Origin of the sequence: Tsukamurella strandjordii (genome assembly GCF_039525985.1) — a bacterium.
GTDB classification, from domain to species: domain Bacteria; phylum Actinomycetota; class Actinomycetes; order Mycobacteriales; family Mycobacteriaceae; genus Tsukamurella; species Tsukamurella strandjordii.
Genome location: NZ_BAAAII010000004.1, coordinates 529,554 through 548,271, shown reverse-complemented (window position 1 = coordinate 548,271; position 18,718 = coordinate 529,554). Strand labels below are relative to the sequence as shown.

The 18,718-nt window shown below is 69.7% G+C and carries 19 protein-coding genes; 8 read left to right on the top strand and 11 right to left on the bottom strand.

Annotation, left to right across the window (positions count from 1 at the left end):
- Window positions 1-173 precede the first annotated feature (173 nt).
- Window positions 174-1,403 (top strand): HNH endonuclease, encoded by a 1,230-nt coding sequence (locus tag ABD108_RS08735; RefSeq protein ID WP_343930052.1) that lies wholly within the window; start codon window positions 174-176, stop codon window positions 1,401-1,403.
- Window position 1,404: 1 nt separating this feature from the next.
- Here ABD108_RS08735 and ABD108_RS08730 read toward each other — a convergent pair whose 3' ends face one another.
- A complete protein-coding gene (locus ABD108_RS08730; RefSeq protein ID WP_305111034.1) occupies window positions 1,405-2,097 on the bottom strand; it encodes an SDR family oxidoreductase in 693 nt (230 codons plus the stop codon).
- An 8-nt stretch (window positions 2,098-2,105) separates the two neighbouring features.
- Complete coding sequence (gene yczE / locus ABD108_RS08725) at window positions 2,106-2,747, bottom strand: membrane protein YczE (RefSeq protein ID WP_220658011.1); 642 nt, start codon at window positions 2,745-2,747, stop codon at window positions 2,106-2,108.
- Between the two features lie 61 nt (window positions 2,748-2,808).
- Here yczE and yczR point away from each other — a divergent pair, with 61 nt between their 5' ends.
- Complete coding sequence (yczR, locus tag ABD108_RS08720; protein WP_305111035.1) at window positions 2,809-4,257, top strand: MocR-like transcription factor YczR; 1,449 nt, start codon at window positions 2,809-2,811, stop codon at window positions 4,255-4,257.
- On the opposite strand, the gene ABD108_RS08715 is transcribed toward yczR, so the two are convergent.
- A complete protein-coding gene (locus tag ABD108_RS08715) occupies window positions 4,258-5,013 on the bottom strand; it encodes a hypothetical protein (RefSeq protein ID WP_343930051.1) in 756 nt (251 codons plus the stop codon). It abuts the gene before it with no gap.
- A gap of 170 nt (window positions 5,014-5,183) precedes the next feature.
- On the opposite strand from ABD108_RS08715, the gene ABD108_RS08710 reads away from it, so the two are divergent.
- Window positions 5,184-5,804 (top strand): DoxX family protein, encoded by a 621-nt coding sequence (locus ABD108_RS08710; protein WP_343930050.1) that lies wholly within the window; start codon window positions 5,184-5,186, stop codon window positions 5,802-5,804.
- Window positions 5,805-5,932: 128 nt separating this feature from the next.
- Here the strand turns inward: ABD108_RS08710 and efeB are convergent, their stop codons facing one another.
- The 3 genes from efeB to ABD108_RS08695 form a co-directional block, all read right to left on the bottom strand.
- Window positions 5,933-7,186 (bottom strand): iron uptake transporter deferrochelatase/peroxidase subunit, encoded by a 1,254-nt coding sequence (gene efeB / locus ABD108_RS08705; protein WP_305111038.1) that lies wholly within the window; start codon window positions 7,184-7,186, stop codon window positions 5,933-5,935.
- Window positions 7,176-9,209 carry an iron uptake transporter permease EfeU gene (gene efeU / locus ABD108_RS08700; protein WP_305111039.1) on the bottom strand — a complete coding sequence of 678 codons (2,034 nt, stop codon included), beginning with the start codon at window positions 9,207-9,209 and terminating at the stop codon, window positions 7,176-7,178. Before efeU ends, efeB begins: the two co-directional genes overlap by 11 nt.
- 77 nt (window positions 9,210-9,286) lie before the next feature.
- The gene (locus ABD108_RS08695) at window positions 9,287-10,159 is read right to left on the bottom strand and encodes a DNA-formamidopyrimidine glycosylase family protein (protein ID WP_343930049.1); all 873 of its coding nucleotides are present in this window, start codon (window positions 10,157-10,159) and stop codon (window positions 9,287-9,289) included.
- A gap of 22 nt (window positions 10,160-10,181) precedes the next feature.
- Here ABD108_RS08695 and ABD108_RS08690 point away from each other — a divergent pair, with 22 nt between their 5' ends.
- Window positions 10,182-10,934 (top strand): 3'(2'),5'-bisphosphate nucleotidase CysQ, encoded by a 753-nt coding sequence (locus ABD108_RS08690; RefSeq protein ID WP_220658006.1) that lies wholly within the window; start codon window positions 10,182-10,184, stop codon window positions 10,932-10,934.
- An 18-nt stretch (window positions 10,935-10,952) separates the two neighbouring features.
- Here the strand turns inward: ABD108_RS08690 and cobF are convergent, their stop codons facing one another.
- Window positions 10,953-11,732, bottom strand: a complete 780-nt coding sequence (gene cobF / locus ABD108_RS08685; RefSeq protein WP_343930048.1) for a precorrin-6A synthase (deacetylating) — start codon at window positions 11,730-11,732, stop codon at window positions 10,953-10,955.
- Window positions 11,729-12,370, bottom strand: coding sequence for a TetR/AcrR family transcriptional regulator (locus ABD108_RS08680; RefSeq protein ID WP_305111040.1), 642 nt, complete (start codon window positions 12,368-12,370; stop codon window positions 11,729-11,731). Before ABD108_RS08680 ends, cobF begins: the two co-directional genes overlap by 4 nt.
- 143 nt (window positions 12,371-12,513) lie before the next feature.
- Between ABD108_RS08680 and ABD108_RS08675 the strand changes: the two genes are divergently transcribed.
- Window positions 12,514-13,317, top strand: a complete 804-nt coding sequence (locus ABD108_RS08675; RefSeq protein WP_305111041.1) for a hypothetical protein — start codon at window positions 12,514-12,516, stop codon at window positions 13,315-13,317.
- A 1-nt stretch (window position 13,318) separates the two neighbouring features.
- Here the strand turns inward: ABD108_RS08675 and ABD108_RS08670 are convergent, their stop codons facing one another.
- Window positions 13,319-13,921 (bottom strand): pyridoxamine 5'-phosphate oxidase family protein, encoded by a 603-nt coding sequence (locus ABD108_RS08670; RefSeq protein ID WP_220658002.1) that lies wholly within the window; start codon window positions 13,919-13,921, stop codon window positions 13,319-13,321.
- A gap of 60 nt (window positions 13,922-13,981) precedes the next feature.
- Between ABD108_RS08670 and ABD108_RS08665 the strand changes: the two genes are divergently transcribed.
- The 3 genes from ABD108_RS08665 to rnhA all read left to right on the top strand — a co-directional run bounded on the left by ABD108_RS08665 (window position 13,982) and on the right by rnhA (window position 16,092).
- Window positions 13,982-14,749 carry a hypothetical protein gene (locus ABD108_RS08665; RefSeq protein WP_305111042.1) on the top strand — a complete coding sequence of 256 codons (768 nt, stop codon included), beginning with the start codon at window positions 13,982-13,984 and terminating at the stop codon, window positions 14,747-14,749.
- 237 nt (window positions 14,750-14,986) lie between these two features.
- Window positions 14,987-15,643, top strand: a complete 657-nt coding sequence (locus ABD108_RS08660) for a PIN domain-containing protein (protein WP_305111043.1) — start codon at window positions 14,987-14,989, stop codon at window positions 15,641-15,643.
- Window positions 15,640-16,092, top strand: a complete 453-nt coding sequence (gene rnhA / locus ABD108_RS08655) for a ribonuclease HI (RefSeq protein ID WP_343930047.1) — start codon at window positions 15,640-15,642, stop codon at window positions 16,090-16,092. The genes ABD108_RS08660 and rnhA overlap by 4 nt, the downstream gene beginning before the upstream one ends.
- A 7-nt stretch (window positions 16,093-16,099) precedes the next feature.
- Here the strand turns inward: rnhA and ABD108_RS08650 are convergent, their stop codons facing one another.
- A complete protein-coding gene (locus ABD108_RS08650) occupies window positions 16,100-17,470 on the bottom strand; it encodes an MFS transporter (protein ID WP_305111044.1) in 1,371 nt (456 codons plus the stop codon).
- A gap of 45 nt (window positions 17,471-17,515) precedes the next feature.
- A complete protein-coding gene (locus tag ABD108_RS08645) occupies window positions 17,516-18,673 on the bottom strand; it encodes a metallophosphoesterase (protein ID WP_343930046.1) in 1,158 nt (385 codons plus the stop codon).
- Between the last annotated feature and the right edge of the window lie 45 nt (window positions 18,674-18,718).

Below are 18,718 nucleotides of genomic sequence, written 5' to 3'. Positions count from 1 at the left end.
TACGAAGTTCGAAGGTCCAGCACATCCGGGCTCGGCCCCGATCATTCCCCCGGGTCCGGCCGGGACAACTCAGGGTCGTCTCGGGGTAGCCCGAGGTGTGCGGCGATGTTTGCGGTGGGCGGGTTTGCAGTGATGAAAACTTGTCGATGGGTGGTCGTAGTGTTCGGGTATGGATGAGGAAGACGAATCCGGTTTCCGCCGCAGGGGATGGCGGTGATGTCGGCGGTGGTGTGGTTGCGGGTCTTGCCGGGTTGGAGCGGGCTCGTGCGCGGGTGGTCTTCGATCAGTATCGGTTGATCGCGGAGTTGTTGCGGGTGCGGGTGTCTGAGCGGATCGCTGCCGGTGTCGCGCAGGACAGGTGGGAGACCGGTGTCGCGGCAGAGATCGGGTTGGCGCTGCGGGTCTCCCCGCATCGAGCCGCTTCCATGCTCAACCGCGCTCGGGTGTTGGCGGCGGATCTGCCCGCCACCGCGGCACGATTACGCGACGGGGATGTCTCGCCGGAGGCGGTGGAGGTGATCATCGCCGGTCTCTCGCATCTGGAACCCCGGCTGCGAACGGAGGCCGATACCGCGTTGTGTGGTGAGACCTTCGGCGCTGCCGGTTTGGGGTTGCGGCGATTGCAGGATCGGGTGCGGGAGGCCGCGTACCGGTTGGATGCGCGGGCCACGGTGGACCGGATCGGGCAGGCGGCGAAAGACCGGCGAGTCACGGTCCGTCCGGCGCCGGATTGCATGGCGCGGGTATCGATCCTGCTGCCGGTCGCGCAGGCCGTCGGGGTGTACGCCGCGTTGAAAACTGCAGCCGACGGGGTGTTCGGTGCTCCGGGGGAAGTGCGGAGTCGGGCGCAGATCATGGCCGATACCGCGTTCGCGCGGCTGACCGGCCGTGATGTGGCGAAGGGCCAACCGGTCTCGGTGAACCTCACCATCCCGGCGGCGGTGCTGCTCGGTGATCAGCCGGGCACCGCCCATCTCGCGAACGGCGGCACACTCCCGGCCGAGATCGCCCGCCACCTCATCGGCCGCGCAACCGAGCACGCCGTGGCCTGGGTCAAACGCTTGTACGTGCAACCGGAATCCGGAGCGGTGGACGCATTGGATTCCCGATCACGGCTCTTCCCGGCGGGGTTGGCGGAGGTGATCGCCGCTCGCGACCGGTACTGCCGCACTCCGTATTGCGATGCTCCGATCGCCCATACCGACCACATCGTCGCGCACGCGCGCGGCGGCCCGACGAGTGTGGAGAACGGGCAGGGACTGTGCGCGGCGTGCAACTACGCCAAGGAAGCCACCGGCTGGACCAGCCGCGCCGTCACCGACCCGTCGGGGAGGCACACCGTCGAAACCCGTACGCCCACCGGGCATGTGCACCGATCCACAGCGCCGCCCCAGGCGGCGTGAGTCAGATGAGGCGGCGGGTGAGCTCGTCGGGACCGTGTCGCAGCACGGCGCCCAGCGGTGCCCACGGCCAGCTCGGGACCGCCGCCTCCTTGGGCTCGCGGTCGATCGCCTTCACCAGGGCCTTCACCCCGTCATCGAGGGAGACCTTCATCGAGGTCTTCACCCCCTTGTTGATGTCGGTCTCGATGAAACCGGGCTTGATCACGGTCACGGCGATATCGCTGCCCGCGAACTCGGCCTGCAGGCCCTCGCCGATCGCGGTGAGCCCGGCCTTGCTGGCCGAGTACGCGGTCTGCGCCTTCGGCATACCGCGCTGCCCGGCGATGGAGCTGATCAGCACGAGGTGGCCGCGGCCCTGTTTGCGGAAGATCTCCAGCACGGCCTCGATCTGGGCGAGCGCGCCGGTGAGGTTGGTCTGCACGGTCTCCAGGTTCGCGTGGGCCTTGCCCGTGCCGAGGGGCGCGCCCTTGCCGATGCCGGCGTTGATGATCGCGCGGTCGAGGCCGCCGAGGCGTCCGACCACATCGTCGATCGCGCCGGGCACCGCGGCGAAGTCGGTCACGTCCAGGCCACCGATCTCGACGGCGCCGCCGTCGGGCACCGTCGAGAGTTCGGCCTTGAGTGCTTCGAGGCGATCGACGCGGCGCGCCAGCAGGCCCACGTCCTCGCCGCGTTCGGCGTACGTGCGGGCCATGCCTTCGCCTAGCCCCGAGCTGGCTCCGGTGATGAGGATGCGCATTCGTCCACCTTATCGGCGTGACGCGCGAGCTGCGGGCCGCCGAGTCCGGTGCGGGCGAACAACTGGATCAGCGGCCCCACGCCCACCGCGTAGAGCACGGTGCCCACGCCCAGGGTGCCGCCCAGGGCGAAGCCGAGGACCACCACGGTGACCTCCATCGAGGTGCGCACCACGCGCACCGACCACCCCGTCTTGCGGACCAGGCCGGTCATGAGGCCGTCACGCGGCCCGGGGCCCATCTCGGCGCCGATGTAGAGCACGGTGGCGAAGGCATTGCCGACGATGCCGAGCAGCATCATCGGGATCGCGATCACCAGGGCCGGGTGGTACGGGAACAGTGGCGACATCACGTCGAAGGCGATGCCGATCACGAAGACATTGGCCACCGTGCCGAAGCCCGGCCGCTCGCGCAGCGGGATCCACGCCAGCAGCACCAGCGCGCCGACCACGATGATCACGGCGCCCACGGACACGCCGAGCTTGTCGGCGATCCCCTGATGCAGCACGTCCCAGGGCATGTTGCCCAGGCCTGCGCGCAGAATCGCCGCCATCGCGGTTCCGTAGAGCCACAAGCCGACGAACAGTTTCACCAGTCGCACCATCATGGGAGCCACTCTGCCGCCGATTGGACCTTGAATACATAGCCAGTTCTGAGATACTGGCCTCATGTTCTCAGCGACTGGCACGATCGGCGCCGCCACTCTCACCCGTCAGCTCGGGTCCTGGCGGCCCGACGGTCCGCGTCCGGCGTACCTCGCCCTGGCCGAGGCGCTGCGCCTGCTGGTGCTCGACGGCCGCGTCCCGGTGGGCACCGCGCTCCCCAGCGAGCGGGCGCTCGCCGCGCACCTGGAGGTGAGTCGGACCACCGTGACCACCGCCTACGCGGAGCTGCGCGACAGCGGGCACCTGCAGTCCCGCCAGGGCGCACGCAGCGTGCTCACGCTGCCGCACGAGGTGCCGGCCGAACCCGCGGACACCGGAACCGAGGGCGATCTGATCCGGCTGAACATCGCGGCACCGTCGGCCCCCGACCAGATCGTGCACGACGGCTACCGGCACGCCCTCGAGTGCGCCCCTCCCTACCTCGCGGGAATCGGGCTGTATCCCGGCGGGATTCGCGCACTGCGCGAGTCGATCGCGCGGCGGTACATCGATCGCGGGCTGCCCACCACCGCGGAGCAGGTGCTGGTGACCTCGGGCGCGCAGCATGCGCTGCGGATCGTGCTGGACACCCTGGTGCACCCCGGCGACCGGGTGCTCATCGAACAGCCCACGCACCACGGCACCATTCTCGCGATCCGGCGGCACAACGCGCGCCCGGTGGCGGTGGGCCTGCATCCCGAGCACGGCTGGGACCTCGATCAGTTCGAGGCGGTGGTGAAACAGCAGAATCCGCGGATCATCTTCTCCATCGCGGACTTCCACAATCCCACGGGCCTACTGCTCGACGAGGCCGGCCGCGTTCGGCTGGCCGAGATCTCGGCGCGGTACCGGGTACCGCTGATCGTGGACGAGACGATGGCCGAGCTGGGCCTGGACGTACCCGCTCCCCCACCACTGGCGGCGCTCGCACCGCGCGGCGCACAGATCATCACCATCGGCTCGGCGAGCAAAACGGTGTGGGCGGGCCTGCGGGTGGGCTGGATCCGCACCGAGACACCGCCCGACGGTCTCACCTCCGCCCGCTACGACATGGACCTCGCGGGTGCGGTCTTCGAACAGCTCGCGGCGGGCTACGCGCTCGATCACCTCGCCGACTTCCTTCCCGGCCGGCTCGATTCGCTCCGCACCGCGCGGGCGGTCGCGCTCGCCGGGATCGCCGAGCACCTGCCCGGCGCCACGGTCGCGGACGGCGTCGGCGGCCTGTGCCTGTGGGTCACCCTGCCGCGACCGGCCGGTACCGCCACCGCCGCCGCAGCCGCAGGGCTGGGCGTGCGGATCGCCCCCGGTTCGGCCTTCGGGATCGACGGTGCGCTCGAACGCAACATCCGCATCCCGTACACGCTCCCCGTGGACCAGCTCGTGCGCGCTCTCGAGCTCGTCGGCGCCGCCTATCGCCAGGCCACCGGCGGCGCATCCGCCGCCCCCGACCTCGCCGGCCAGCTGGTGGTGTGACTACGCCCCGCAGGCGGCCGCGCGGGCCTGAACGCCGCAGAAGGTATTTCCGCCCGACGACACGATGATGTCGGACGTCCGTTCCAGGGTCAGACGCTCGACAGGCGTGAGCAAAGCCCGTGCGCGCTCGGGGCGCACTGCGATGATCGTCCGATCGACACTCGCCGAGCTCCGTTCGAAAAATGTCTCACCGACTACGAAGTCGTAGTACACGCCGTTCACGCAGTTGCCTCCCGTGGCGTCGCAGACGACCGTGAAATATCCCGTGCCGGAGTCGTCTGCACGAATGGTCAAGCCACGCCCGTGGCCGCCGTACCAACCGGCGAGGGGAGGGAGCCCCGCCCTCGTGTAGTGGTAGCTCGTGCCCCGGTACGGGATCGACAGCGTCATCGAGTTCCAGTCGACAGCGGCAACGATCATTCGGGACTGTGGATCGCCGGGCGTCTGAATCACAGTGGGTGAGTAGTCCCCATCGCGGTCGCCGACGACGACCTCCCATCGGCCTGCGCCTTCGACCTCCCTCCTGGTCGACAACGTTTGCCGGGTGCCGTCGACGAGGTATCGGGTCTTCGTCTCACTTGGCGCTTCGACCCGCACCCAGGTACCGACGACGAGATCGCGGACCCGATCGACGTCGGACACCTGCACACCGTTCGAGGGCGAAGCGATCGATGAAGCCGTAGGTGGTGTCCCGTAGTCGACGATCGGGTCAGCACAGGCCGTAACGAGCAGGGTCAACGACACCAGGAGCCCCATCCCGCAGAGCAAACCCCTCATGCACTTCACTCAATCAAGCGTAGACGCCGCCGAGCCCGCAGACTCGACAGTGAGGCGGGACACATTTCCGCGATCCCGGAATCACTCGGACCACGGTCCGGTTGAACGTGGGCAGAACCGTCGACCTCCGCTGGAAGGGACCCACCACCATGGGACAGAACAACACCGCACGTGACCTCGGACTCCTCGCCCTGCGTACCGCCGTCGGCGGCACCCTCGCCTACCACGGCGCACAGAAGCTGTTCGGCGTCTTCGGTGGCCACGGCCTCGACGCCACCGGCCAGGGATTCGAGTCGATGGGCTTCGCCCCCGGCAAGCCGAACGCCGCCCTCGCCGGCGCCGGCGAGCTGGCCGGTGCCGCCCTCGCGCTCGGCGCCGCGACCCCGCTGGCCGCGGCCGGCGGCGTCGGCGCCATCATCGTGGCCGCCGAGGTGCACCGCCCGCAGGGCTTCGCCGCGCAGAGCGGCGGCAACGAGTACCCGATCACCCTCGGCGTCGCCGCGGCCGCGCTGGCCCTCACCGGCCCCGGCAAGTACTCCGTCGACCACCTGCTGGGCGACCGCCTGAACAAGCCCTGGCTCGCCGCCGTCGCGCTGGGCGGCGCCGTCGCCGGCGCCGCGGCCACCATCGCGCGCCGCAACGCCGCGCTCGCGCAGACCGAAGCCGTGTCCGAGGAGATCGAGACCGAGGCCGCCGAGGGCGACTTCCTGCTCGGCGATTACGACCCGGAGACCGGCAAGAACGACGGCGCCGACAAGCTCATCAAGTAGTCGACGCCGCCGCGGCACTCACCGGCCGCATGAAGAACACGAATGCCGCCGTTCCCATCACCCAGGGGGCGGCGGCATCGTGGTGTCCGGCTGTGGGACGAGGGATGCCCTCGGCCATCCCGCCGCCCTCACGCGAACAGCCCGGAGCCCAAGAAATCCCGGTCGTCCTTCACACCCGGCACCGCGAAGAAGTACCCGCCCCCGAAGGGCGTCACGTAGTCGGTGAGCGGCTCGTCGATCAGCCGCTTCTGCACCTCCTCGAACTGCCCCTGGATATCGCGCTGGAAGCAGATGAAGACGTGCCCGCAGGCCATGTTGCCGTTCACGTCCAGCCCCAGGTCGTAGTTGTACGACCGGCGCACCAAACGCTGCTTCTCCGTCTTCTCGCCCTCGCGCGGATTCGCGAGCCGGATGTGCGAATCCACCGGGATCACATCGCCGTCGGGGTCCTTCGAGTAGTCCGGCTCGTCGAACTCCTCGGCACCGTCGAGGGGTGCGCCACTATCGCGCCGCCGCCCGAACATGCCCTCCTGCTCGGCGATCGAGACGCGGTCCCAGAACTCGACGAGCATCCGGATCAGCCGCACCACCATGTACGTGCCGCCCTCGGTCCAGGCGGGCTCGTCCGATCCGGCCCCGTCCAACCAGATCAGCGACTCCGCCTGGCCCCCGGTGGGATTGGCGGTACCGTCCTTGAATCCCAGCAGGTTCCGCGGCGATCCACCCGGCCGCGGCGGGGTACCGTAACCCTGCATCTTCCACCGCAGTTGCATCGCGCCGCGGGTCTGCTTGGCGATATCGCGCAAGGCGTGGTGCACGGTGTCGGGGTTGTTGGCGCACAACTGGATCACCAGATCGCCGTGGCACTGCGTCGGATCGGGCTGATCGTTCGGGAAGGTGGTCATCGGCGTGAGCCGCTTCGGCTTCACCCCCGCCAGCCCGAACCGCCCGTCGAACAGGCTCTCGCCCACGCCGAGGGTCACCGTGAGGCCGTCGGCCGGGACCACCGGCCCCAGCACCGCACTGTCCGACGGCGGCTTACCGACGCCGAGATCGGCCGGGGCACCACCCGTGGTGAGGAAACGCGATCGCTCGGTGATGGTGCGCAGCAGGCCCTCCAGGCCCGCGCGGTCGGCGGCGATCACATCGAACGCGGCCACCATGAGATGCGACTGCTTGTTCGCGGGGTCCGGCGTCAGCACACCGGACTGGTGCTTGCCCTGGAACGGGTAGGTCTCGCTCACCGTCGGGCCGGTGCCCCGCGCGTCGCTGCGGGCGCCGCCCACCAGCACCGCGCCGAGGGCGGCCGCACCCACGGCACCGGCGGCCGTGCCCTGCAGGAACTTCCGGCGGTCGGTGCCGCCGTTCTTCTCATCGCTCATGCTTGGGCTTCTCCAGGAGGTTGGGCACGGCCGAGAGCGTCTCCAGCGCCTGGCCGACGGTGCCGTTGATCTTCTGCCGCTGCGCGAGCGGCGGGGTGTCGAGGGGCGGGTACGTCCCGTCGGGGCGCTTGACCGCGTCGAGCGCGCGGATCACCTCGTCGAGTTCCCGGCGCGCCGTGGGCAGCAGTTCCGGTGCGCGGGTCACCAGCAGCGGCTCGACGATCCGCAGCACGGCGCGAGTGGCATCGACGCCGGCTGCGGTGGCCGCGTATCCGGCGTGCGCGCCCTGATCGCTGACCCCGGTGAGGTGATCGCGCAGGGCGTCCTCGAGGATCTCCTGCGCCCGCTTGGTGAGGGTCACCGGATCGCCCGCGATCTCGTCTGTGCGCAGATCGGTGCGGACCTTCTGCAGCCCCTCGCTGGTCTTATCGACCTGCGTCAGGAGCGCGGCGGGCGCCTCGCCGCGGTACAGGCCGTACTCGATCCGCCGGATGCCGGAGAACTCCGGATCGCGCACACCGTCGGCGAAACCGTCCGGCAGGCCCGCGACGGCCTTCCCCGCCGCGCCGAAGCTGTTGTACGAGGCGCCGACCCGCTCCCACGCGGTCATGGTGTCGAGCCAGGCCCGCTTCGCACCGTCGACATCGCCGCCCGCGAGCGCCGACCGGACCCGGCCGAGCGCGGACTCCACGGTGGGCAGCACCTGGAGCACGTAGTCCTGGTACGTGGCGTTCACGCCCTCCAGGTCGGCCTTGGTGACGCGGTCGACGGCCTTGGGCGCTTCGCCCGAACCGCCGGTCACGGTGAACTGCTCCGACCGGGTGGGCTGCTGGCCCGCGAGGTAGCAGACGAACTGGTAGGTGCCGTTGCCCAGCGTCGCCGAGAGATCCGCGGTGGTGGCGGGACCGATGGTCTCGATCTCCCCCACCACGGCGCCGCCGGCGTCCACCAGGTTGATCTCGCCCGACTTGCCGGACTTGTTGGTCACCGAGATCCGCTGCAGCCCGGGGCCCGCACCGCTGAACTCGCGCGCGCAGTCCTCGGCCGTGACCGTCACGGCCCCGGCGACAGCGGGCTTCGACGGCAGGATCGCGATGATCAGGCCGGCCACCAGGAGCGGAACGAGCACGATCACCGCGGCCACCGGCCACACCTGCCGGCCGGCGAGGTTCTCGGCCCAGGTCTCGAACCGGCTCTTGGTGTGCGCCTCGGGCGGCGCCGGCGTGGTGCGCAGGAAGGCCCACAGCACGATCACCAGGTACGCCAGCCAGGCGAACACCTGGAGCACCGTCATCTTCGGGGACAGGTTGGTGATGCCGGAGAACAGCGCGACCCACCAGGCGTCGGGGTTGACGGTGCCGGTGAGATCGAACGCCAGCCAGGTGCGGCCCGGCAGCACGCCCGCGTTCTGCAGGTCGCCGAGGCCGTACGAGAGGACGCCGGCCGCCACCACGATGAGCAGGATCGCGGTGTAGCTGAAGAACTTGCCCAGGTCGAGGCGGACGGCCTGCCGGTACAGCAGCACGCACAACCCGAAGGCCACCAGCAGCCCCAGGGTCGCGCCGACGGCGGGTCCCACGGCGTCACCGGAGGCGCGGGCGGCGGTCCATAGGAACAGCGTGGTCTCCAGGCCCTCGCGCGCGACGGCGAAGAAGGCGGTGAGCACCAGCGCGCCCGCGCCGAGCGCCATCGCGGCCTCGACATCGCCGCGCAGACCCTTCGAGAGCGTCGCGGCGGTGCGGCGCATCCAGAAGATCATCACCGTCACCAGGATCACCGCGAGCACGCTCAGCGTTCCCGCGACCACCTCCCGCGCCGTCGCCGACATCTCGGAGGTGGTGAAGGTCAACACCGCACCGAAACTCACCGACAACGAGGCCGCGCCGAGCGCGCCCAACCACACCGGCACCCGCGAACCGCCCGATTTCTTCACGGCGGCCAGCAGGATGCTCACGATCAGTCCCGCTTCCAGACCTTCACGCAGGCCGATCAGGAAGTTCGGGACGGCATCACCCCAGTTCATGGAGTAGAAGGTAAGGCACGCCTTCACCGCACTATGCAGCAATGCCTAACCTCAGGGCGTTTCGGGCGATATGCGCCCTACTTCAACAGCTTGGACATTCTGCGGTCAGCGAGGATTTTCCCGCCCGTCTGGCAGGTGGCGCAGTACTGGAAGTTCCGGTCGGCGTACGACACCTCGCGCACCGTATCGCCGCACACGGGGCACGGACTGCCGGTGCGGCCGTGCACCTTCATCCCCGAGCGCTTCTCCGCCTTGAGCGTGGCGACGTGCTGCCCCACCGAGCGGGCCACCGCATCGTCGAGCTCCGCGTGCATCGCCGCGTACAGCGCATCGACCTGCGCCTCGTCGAGCGATTTCGCGATGGCGAAGGGCGAGAGCTTCGCCGTGTGCAGGATCTCGTCCGAATAGGCGTTACCGATCCCCGCGATGGTGCGCTGATCACGCAGCAGAGTCTTCAACTGGGCCCGCGAGCCCGCGAGGATCGCGCCGAAGTCCTCTCGACTCACCGCGAGCGCATCCCGACCGAGCGTGGCCACCATCTCGATCTCGCTGGGATCGCGGACGATCCACACCGCGAGCCGCTTCTGCGTGCCCGCCTCGGTGAGATCGAAACCCTCCCCCTCCGGACCCACGTGCACCCGCAGCGCGATCGGCGATTTGCCGCCCGGCTTGAGCGGGGTGGGCGAGAGTTTGTCGGACCAGCGCAGCCATCCCGCCCGCGACAGGTGCGTGACCAGCGCGACGCGATCGCCGTTCTTCTCGGTCCACAGCACGAAGTACTTGCCGATCCGGTCCGTCCCGGTCACAGTGGCGCCCACCAGATCGTGCGGGCCGGGCGCGAAGGTCTTGAGCACCGACAGCGCCGCCACATCCACCCGACGGATCTGCGTTCCCACGGCCTTCTCGGCCACGTACTGCGCGATAGCGGCGATCTCGGGAAGCTCCGGCATAGGCCCACTCTAGGGTGGGGGTATGACCTTTTCGAGCCGTTCCGACGGTGGCATGCTGTCCGACATCGAGCTCGCGGCCGAGATCGCCGACGGGGCGGGGCGGATCCTGCAGGCCATCCGCCACGGCTCGCTGCTCGAGGACGGCATCCTCGGTGACACCGGCGACCGGCTCGCGCAGGCCTGGATCGCCCGCGTCCTGCGTCGCTACCGCCCCCAGGACGCCGTGCTCTCCGAGGAGGCGCCCGATTCCACCGAGCGGCTCAGCGCCGACCGGGTGTGGGTGATCGACCCGCTCGACGGCACCCGCGACTACGCCGCGCACCGTCCGGATTACGCCGTGCACGTGGCGCTCACGCAGAACGGGCAGCCGGTGCACAGCGCCGTCTCACTGCCCGCGATGGACCGGGTGTTCCGCTCCGACACCGTGACCGCGCCCACCGGACCGCTCACCGGCAACCTCGCCCTGAGCCGCAGCCGCGCCACCCCCGGGATGTTCCGGGTGGCCGATCAGTTGGGACTGCAACCGGTCTCGCTCGGCTCCGCCGGCGTCAAGACGATGGCCGTGGTCACCGGGCAGGTGGATGTGTACCTGCACGCCGGCGGCCAGTACGAGTGGGACTCGTGCGCGCCGGTGGGCGTGGCGCGGGCCGCCGGCCTGCACTGCAGCCGCCTCGACGGCTCCGAGCTCACCTACAACAATCCCGATCCGTATCTGCCGGACCTCGTGGTGTGCCGCCCCGAACTGGCCGAGCGGGTCCTGTCCGCGCTCAACTGATCCGGCGCGCGAACGGGTTCAGGCGATGGGACGGCGCAGCAGGTAGATGTCCATGATCCAGCCGTGCCGCTCGCGCGCCTGCGCACGGGTCCGGGCGATCCTCTCGCCCACCTCGCCGACGGGCCCGTCGATCAGGATCTCCTCGGGTGTACCGAGATACGCGCCCCAGTAGATGTGGTCGGTGGGCCGCGCGGTCCGCCGGAAGGTGCAGTCGGCGTCGAGCATCACCACGGTGTTGCCGCCCGCACCGTCGGAGAACCCGTCGCCCGCCAGGCGCCGGCCGGTGGTGATGTGGATCGGCTCCCCCACCCGGTTGAGCAGGATCGCGTGCGCAGCAGTGAGCGCCTGCACGCTGGTGATGCCCGGGATCACCTTCGGGGCGATCGGCAACACGGCACCCACCCGCTCGATCACCCGCAGCGTCGAGTCGTACAGCGACGGATCGCCCCACACCAGGAATCCGGCCCGTCCACCTTCGGGCACGTGCTCGGCGATCGCCGCCGCCAGCGCCTGTGCGCGGGCGTCGTGCCAGGCGTCCACGTTGGCCGCGTAGGCACCGTCGGGCCGGGACTCGCCGCGTTCGGCCGACCGGTCGCGCGGCGGATCGGGCACCAGGATCACCGGGGTGTCCGGGGCGTGCCGCGCGAGGATCGCCTGCCGGGCATCGGTGAGCGAGGAGGCCGAGGGCTTGTCGAGCACGAAGAAGGCATCGGCCTCGCCCATCGCGTCCACGGCACCGAGGGTCACGTGCCCGGGATCGCCGGCGCCGATCCCGATGACGAGCGCGGTGCGGCTCACGCCGACGGCTCGATGGGCTCGCTGTACATGTTCAGCGTGGCCGTGAGCAGGTTGATCCGGTTCTGCTTGAGGGTCTCGTTGTCCGGGTCGATGACGCAGTACGAGGCGGTGCCCTCGTGCACGGCGAGCAGGGCGTAGCCGAGAGCCTCGGGCGCGGTGACCCGGCGGCCGGCGGCCTCCAGCACGTGCATCACGGTGGGAATCATGTTGGCCAGCAACATCTGCTGCGCATCGCGCACCGTCTGGTTGAGCTCGGGCGTGCGGGTGCACAGGGCCACGAAATCGCCGTTCACGCGCTGCCAGCGCTCGTTGACCGGGATCGCACGGACGGCCATATCGATCAGCTTGCCGTAGTCGGCGCCCTGCACCACGTTGCTCTCGACCACCTTGGCCAGGACGTCCATGATCCACTGCACGTGGTAGCGCCAGACCTCGATGAACAGCTCTTCGAGGCTGGTGAAGTTCGAGTAGAACGCGCCCCGGGTGAACCCGGCGGCATCGCACACCATCTTCACGGTGGTGGCGCCGTAGCCGTGCTGCGCGAAAACGAAGTAGGCGGCCCGGATCAGCTTGCGGCGGGTCTTGGCGCGTCCCTTGGCGTCGGGTGACTCCTCGCCCGACTGCACCGCGGCGGTCACCCGAGCACCGCTACGGGACAGATCCTCGGACGTTGTCTCATTCGATCAGTGTACCGGCGGGCCGCCACGGCTTTGGCGCGACTTCAGCGACCGCCAACCCGCAGGTCCTAGCGTTGCGGACACATCGCCGTAGGAGGTCCGCAATGCCCGATTCGAAGTCCGCCCCGTCCGCTCTTCCGCGGTACGCGGGCGTCGTGGCGGCCGCCCTGGGCGGCGCCGCGCTGATCGCCGCGGCGTTCCTCACCTGGTTCTCGGCGACCGCCGACCTCCCCGCGCTGCCCGGCCTCCCGGCGCAGGTGAAGGCGGAGGTCACGGGGTTGGGCGAGGTCTCGGCGCCCGCCGTGGGCGGTGTCGACGTGGCCTCGCAGGTCCCCACCGACGGCGCCTGGGTCGGTGCGGCGGTGATCGCCGCCGGTGCGGCGGCGATCGTGCTCGGTGCCGTCGCGGCCTTGGCTCGCCCGGCCACTGTCCGACGGTCCGCGGCCGGCCTGGTGGCCGCGTCCGGGCTCGCCGGCATCGGCGTGGCCGGGTACGCCCTGGTGCGGCTCGTCGGCAGCCGGACGGTGCCCGTGCAGGGCGTCTCGCTCGACCTCGACGTGGCGGCCGGGCCCGGACCGTTCGTGGCGATCGCCGGCGGCGCCGCGGTGGGTGTCGGCGCGGTCCTGCTGCTCCTCGCGCGGCGGGCCGCTCCGGCGCCCCCGATCCCGGCGGCGGTGCGGCACGAGCAGCGGCCGGTTCCGTCGGCGCCGGTGCCTCCGCCGCTCCCGCAGCGGATTCCGGCACCCGACGCCCGGTGGGCGCGCCCGGCACCGTCGCCCCGGCTCCCCTCCCAGCAGGACACCGTGGTGGTCAAGCGTCCGCCGCGGCCGGTGCGGGTCTCGCCGAATCCGGTGACCGAGGCGATCCCCCGGCAGAACTCCTACGACGGGCCCACCGGCCCCCTGTGAGCTACCGCGCCTCCAGTTCGGCCACCCGCGCCCGGAGCCGCTCGATCTCCGCGGTCAGCTCGTCCTCCCGCTCCGCCGCGACCTTCTGATAGGCGGCACCGAGCTGCGCCAGATAGTCGCGGTCGAACCGCGGGATGATGCTGCGCGAGCAGTTCCAGTCGAAGGCCTCCACCGCGATCTCGATGGCCCGGCCCGCCTCGTCCTCGACCACCCGTCCGCGACCGAAGACCTTGAGCCGGATACGGCGCGGATAGTCCACGAAGAACATCGCGAGGCGGTCGTCGTCGGCCAGGTTCCCGAGGGTGACGAACTGGTTGTTCCCCGGCAGATCGGTGAACCGCAGCCGCCCCGTCGCCGCGTCGTACCGCACGAATCCGGCCGGGCCGCTGCGGTACTGGAGGTACGGCCAGCCGGTGGGCGTGACGGTGGCCAGACAGAACTGATCGGCGCGGGTGATCATGAGCAGCTCGCGGTCGGACAGCTCCTGCGGCCCGTCGTCGCCGCGCTCCATCTGCCGCCCGTAGGCCACGTAGCTGCCGTTCGCGCGTTGCCGCTCCAACGCGTCATCGCCGAAGACGAGGTGGTGGTAGTGATTGTTCGGCACAACACCTCCCGTATAACTCGTGTCAGTCACCGTCATTATGCTTCTCAGCAAGATGAATCGATGACGGAGGAGAAGATGGGCCCTATTGTCTACTGGCCTCGCGACCTTCGAAGCGCATTCGATGATCCCGAGGCCGTGGTACAGCAGGCTGTAACCTTTCAAACCAGGTGCGGATTGTGCCACGAAGATCTCGGCTCCGCGGAACTCTCCTGCGTCGTAATCGCCCCGCGCTCTCTGCGGACACACGCCACGGCAGGCCAGCCGGGCACCAGGACGACAGTCCAACTCTTCATCACGCACTTTCGGTGCAGTATGCCTCACGTCATCATCGACCCTGAACTCGAAACAGCCCCTCCACCCGTGGAGATGACGTGTGATTGGCGGCCAGGTGCACTCCTGTTCGACGAGGACACAGTGGTACCGCTGCTGGTCGTCCAGATAAGCTACTCAGAGATTGTTCGAAAGCCCAACGGCGATACCGTATCTGCCTTCGTTCAGAACCTGATGAATTGCGGAATGCAGCTCGCCAGTCTAGGTATCCTTGACGCCGACGCCGTGGGGCACGCACGCGTTGTTCGACCGGGCGTACTCAGTGCAGACGTCAGCGCCTTCGAGTTGCTTCGGGAAGCCGACTTCACCCTGGCTCAAGAGAATCTCGACTGGCTCGATTACGCACGGAGCCTCGGTCGGTTTGTCCTCCTCGCCGGAACCGGAATCCATGTTCCCACCGACGGCCTTCTGGACATCACCAATGTGGGAGTCATGGGGTCCGTCGTGTGGGGATGGATCGAGATCGACGACGAACCTCAACACGAGATATCCTCGTGACATGGGGTCGGCGCGCATACGCAAAAAGGGGTCCGTGGTCGATGGGCTCCGTGAATCGCCACGCGCGCTACGGGAGACTGATCGAGGGTGGCTCGAAGCCCTGACTCGCGAAGAAGCCGAAATCCGGGAAGATACCTCAGCCGTGATACCTACACAGGCGTGCGAGAAACCACTCGCCCACGCGGCTGACGTCAATGAAGTGGTGGAGGAGATCCTCCGGGACTTGCCCGAGGATCGATGACCGGCGGACCGCGTTTCGTTGAACTTGCCACCGAGCCGAGGACTTTCGTCTTCGATATCAACGTCTGGCTGAACGTCGCCGATCTGCTTGGCACCAACGCCGTCCAGAGCGATCGCGAGCGGCTGGACCGTGCGGTCGCCCAACGCCCGATCCCGGACCGTGAGCAGCCCCAGATGGACGACTACCGCGTGTGGCGGATGGCAGCCAGCGGGCTTTTCACCCCCTCGCTCACCGCCATCGTTTACATCAGCCGATCAATGATCAAGACGCTGTATACGAAGCTGACGCAACCCGAGTCCGGCCCTACAGCCGAGACAGCGGGCCTGGGCTGGACCCGCGATGAGGCGCGCGATTTCATCAGCGATGCCGTCATGTCGTTCGCGCGTCTTCCGGAGCACGACGGGTTTCAGGAACCGATCAGCGCGGTGCGAGGAGGCACGCATCAGCCTGCCCTCGACCATGAGGACGGGATGGTGCTCGCATGCGCCCTCCAGGTCGGCGCGCACTTTCTCGTAACGTCTGATTCCGACTTCAACGCGGTTCGCGGCGACCGCCGCTGGAAAAACACACTCGCAATCGTGACCCCCGGCATGCTTACCGCGCTGCAACGGAGATACGGAGGCGGGGCCGGGCCATCCCGTCGCTACGATTGATCCTCGTGGCGGACGAGATCGTGATCTACACCGATGGTGCGTGCCTGGGCAATCCCGGGCCCGGCGGCTGGGGTGCGGTGCTGCGCTTCGGCGAGCACACCAAGGAGCTGTACGGCGCCGAGAAGGACACCACCAACAACCGGATGGAGCTGATGGGTGCCATCTCGGCGCTGGAGGCGATCACCAAGCCCTACCCCGTGGTGCTCTACACCGACAGCTCGTACGTCAAGAACGGCATCACCAAGTGGGTCGCCGGTTGGCAGCGCAACGGCTGGAAGACCGCCAACAAGCAGCCGGTGAAGAACGTGGAGCTGTGGCAGCGGCTCGTCGAGGTCGCCGGCCGCTACGAGATCGACTGGCGCTGGGTGAAGGGGCACGCCGGCAACGAGGGCAACGAACTCGCCGACCAGCTCGCCTCGCGCGGCGCCGCCGAGGCCCGCGACGCCTGAGCCGGGCTCAGCCGATCAGCCGGCCGTCCGGGTCCGGCCAGCGCGGATGCGCACCGTCGATCACGTACGCGTGGGTGTGCTCGAACCAGCCGTCGCCCACCGGCGTGGCATCGGCGATGATCGCCGGGTCGACCTCGCCCTCCTTGTGGCTGTGGGTGATCTCCACGGGATCCTGCCGCGGCCACGAGGCCACCGCCACGGCCAGACCGATCAGCGCCAGCACCAGCATCGCCGACCAGGTGACGGTGAGTCCGGCGGCGCCGGTGAGCCACCCCGTGAGCGGGTAGGTGATCAACCACGCCACGTGCGAGAGCGAGAACTGCGCGGCGAACACGGCGGGCCGGTCGGCGTCGTTGGACGAGCGCCGCAGCACCTGCCCCGACGGGGTGACCACCGCGGCGGTGCCCGCGCCGATCACGAACCAGATCGCGGCCAGCAGCGCCCAGCGCCAGGTGCCGTCGGTGAACCGCGACAGCACCACCGCCGCGACCAGCGCCACCGGCAGCACCGCACCGCCCGTGAGCATCACCGTGCGCGTGGGGGTGCGGTCCAGCAGCCGCGGCACCACCAGTGCGACCACCATGGTGCCCAGGCCGTTCGCCGCGAGGACGAGCGCCATATCGGCCTGATTGCCGCCGAGCTCGTCGCGGGTGTAGTTGACCGTGTTCACCATGACGATGGCGCCCGCCGCGGCCACCGTGAGGTTCAGGCCCAGCAGGCCGCGCAGCCGCGGGGTGGCCACGAAGATCCGGGTGCCCGAACTCAGGCGCTGCAGGAACGATCCCTCGGGCGCCGCATCGGGGTTCGGCACCCGCGAGCGCAGCACCAGGGCGGCGGCGATCACGAAGCCGATCGCGGTGCCCACGAACAGGTACTGGTAGCTCATCACCAGCAGCGCGGCCGCGGCCAGCATGGGGCTGAGCAGCGTCTCCATCGTGGTCGCGAGCTGGGAGGCCGACAGGGCCCGCGTGTACTGCCGCTCGTCCGGCAGGAGGTCGGGGATCACGGCCTGGTAGGTGGGCGTGTACGCGGCCGACGCCGCCTGCAGCAGGGCCACCAGCAGGTAGATCTGCCAGATCTCGGTGACCACCGGCAGCGCCAGCACCACCCCCGCCCGGATCAGGTGCAACGCCACCAGCAGCGCCCGCCGCGGCAGCCGGTAGGCCTGCGCCGCGACGACCGGCGCGACCACCACGTACAGGGCCATCTTGATGGTGAGCGCCGTGGCGAGAACCCCCGCCGCCGATGCCCCCGCCAGCTCGTAGGCCAGCAGGCTCAGGGCCACCGTCGTCAGGCCCGAGCCGAACAGGCCCACCACCTGCGCCGCGAACAGGCGGCGATAGTCGGGGTCGACGAACGGGGATGCACTGTCGGACATCGAGGCTCCTCTCCTGAGCAACCTCATGATGCCGCCCCCGACTGGCTAGCGCGAGAGGATGTTCACGATCGCGATCTCCGGCGGCGCGGCCACCCGGACCGGCGGTCCCCAGGCGCCCGCACCGCGACTGGTGTACACCGGCATACCGTCCACCTGCTCCAGGCCGGCGATGGTGGGCTGGTCGAGCCGGACGAGGTAGCGGAAGGGCCACAGCTGGCCGCCGTGGGTGTGCCCGGCGAGCTGCAGATCGACTCCGCGGCGGGCGAATTCGGTGGCCTGCTTGGGTTCGTGCGCCACCGCCACGGTGAACTCCCCGGGGGAGACTCCCGCGAGCGCGGCGTCGTAATCGGGGCCCAGCGGCTCCTTGCCCTTGCGGTCGTTGACGCCGACGAAGGTGACGGACGAACCGCCACGCGGTCCGTCGCGCCAGATCCGCACCGATTCGTTGATCAGCGGCCGCACGCCCACCTCCCGCCAGCGCTGCACCCAGTTGCGGGCATCGTCGGCGTAGTACTCGTGATTGCCCGTCACGGCGAAGACGAAGGGGCTGCGGAGATCCTTGAGCGGCGCGAGGTACTCGCCGATCTGCTCGACGGTGCCGTCGATGAGGTCGCCGCCGAGGATCACCACGTCGGGCTTCTGCGCATTCGTCGCATCGACCACGCGCTGGGTGAAGGCGCGGGTGCGCACCGGCCCCACGTGCAGGTCGGTGATCAGCGCGATCTTCAGGTCGCCGGGCTCGGCGGGCGCCGCCGGCAGGGCGACGTCGGTGTGGGTGATCCGCGGCGACGACGCCTCGAACAGTCCGTACACCGTGGCGGTCACGGCGCCGATCAGCCCGACCGCGGCGATGGTGCGCAGGAGGCGCCGCGCACCGTCGGCCAGACCGGGCCGCAGGCGCACCGCGATCCGCGCCCCGACCCAGACGATGCCCAGCACGATCAGCGTGATGAGCAGGTAGAAGATGGTGGCGAGCCAGGTCAGGCCCACCGCGCTGATCCACCGGACCGGTCCGGGCGGCAGCACACCGGCACCCGCGAGCAGACCGACCGCGGTGGCCACCGTGAGCAGCGCGGCGACGATCAGCCCGGCGGTCCCCACCGTGCGCGCCCGCGGCGAGTTCCACCGCGCGACGATCCGGCGCCGGGTGACGAACAGCGCCGCGAGGATCACGACGAGGAGCACAGTGATACCGGACGGCACGCCGATTCCCTTCGATGGTTCGAGCAAAGCTAAACTGTGGCCGCA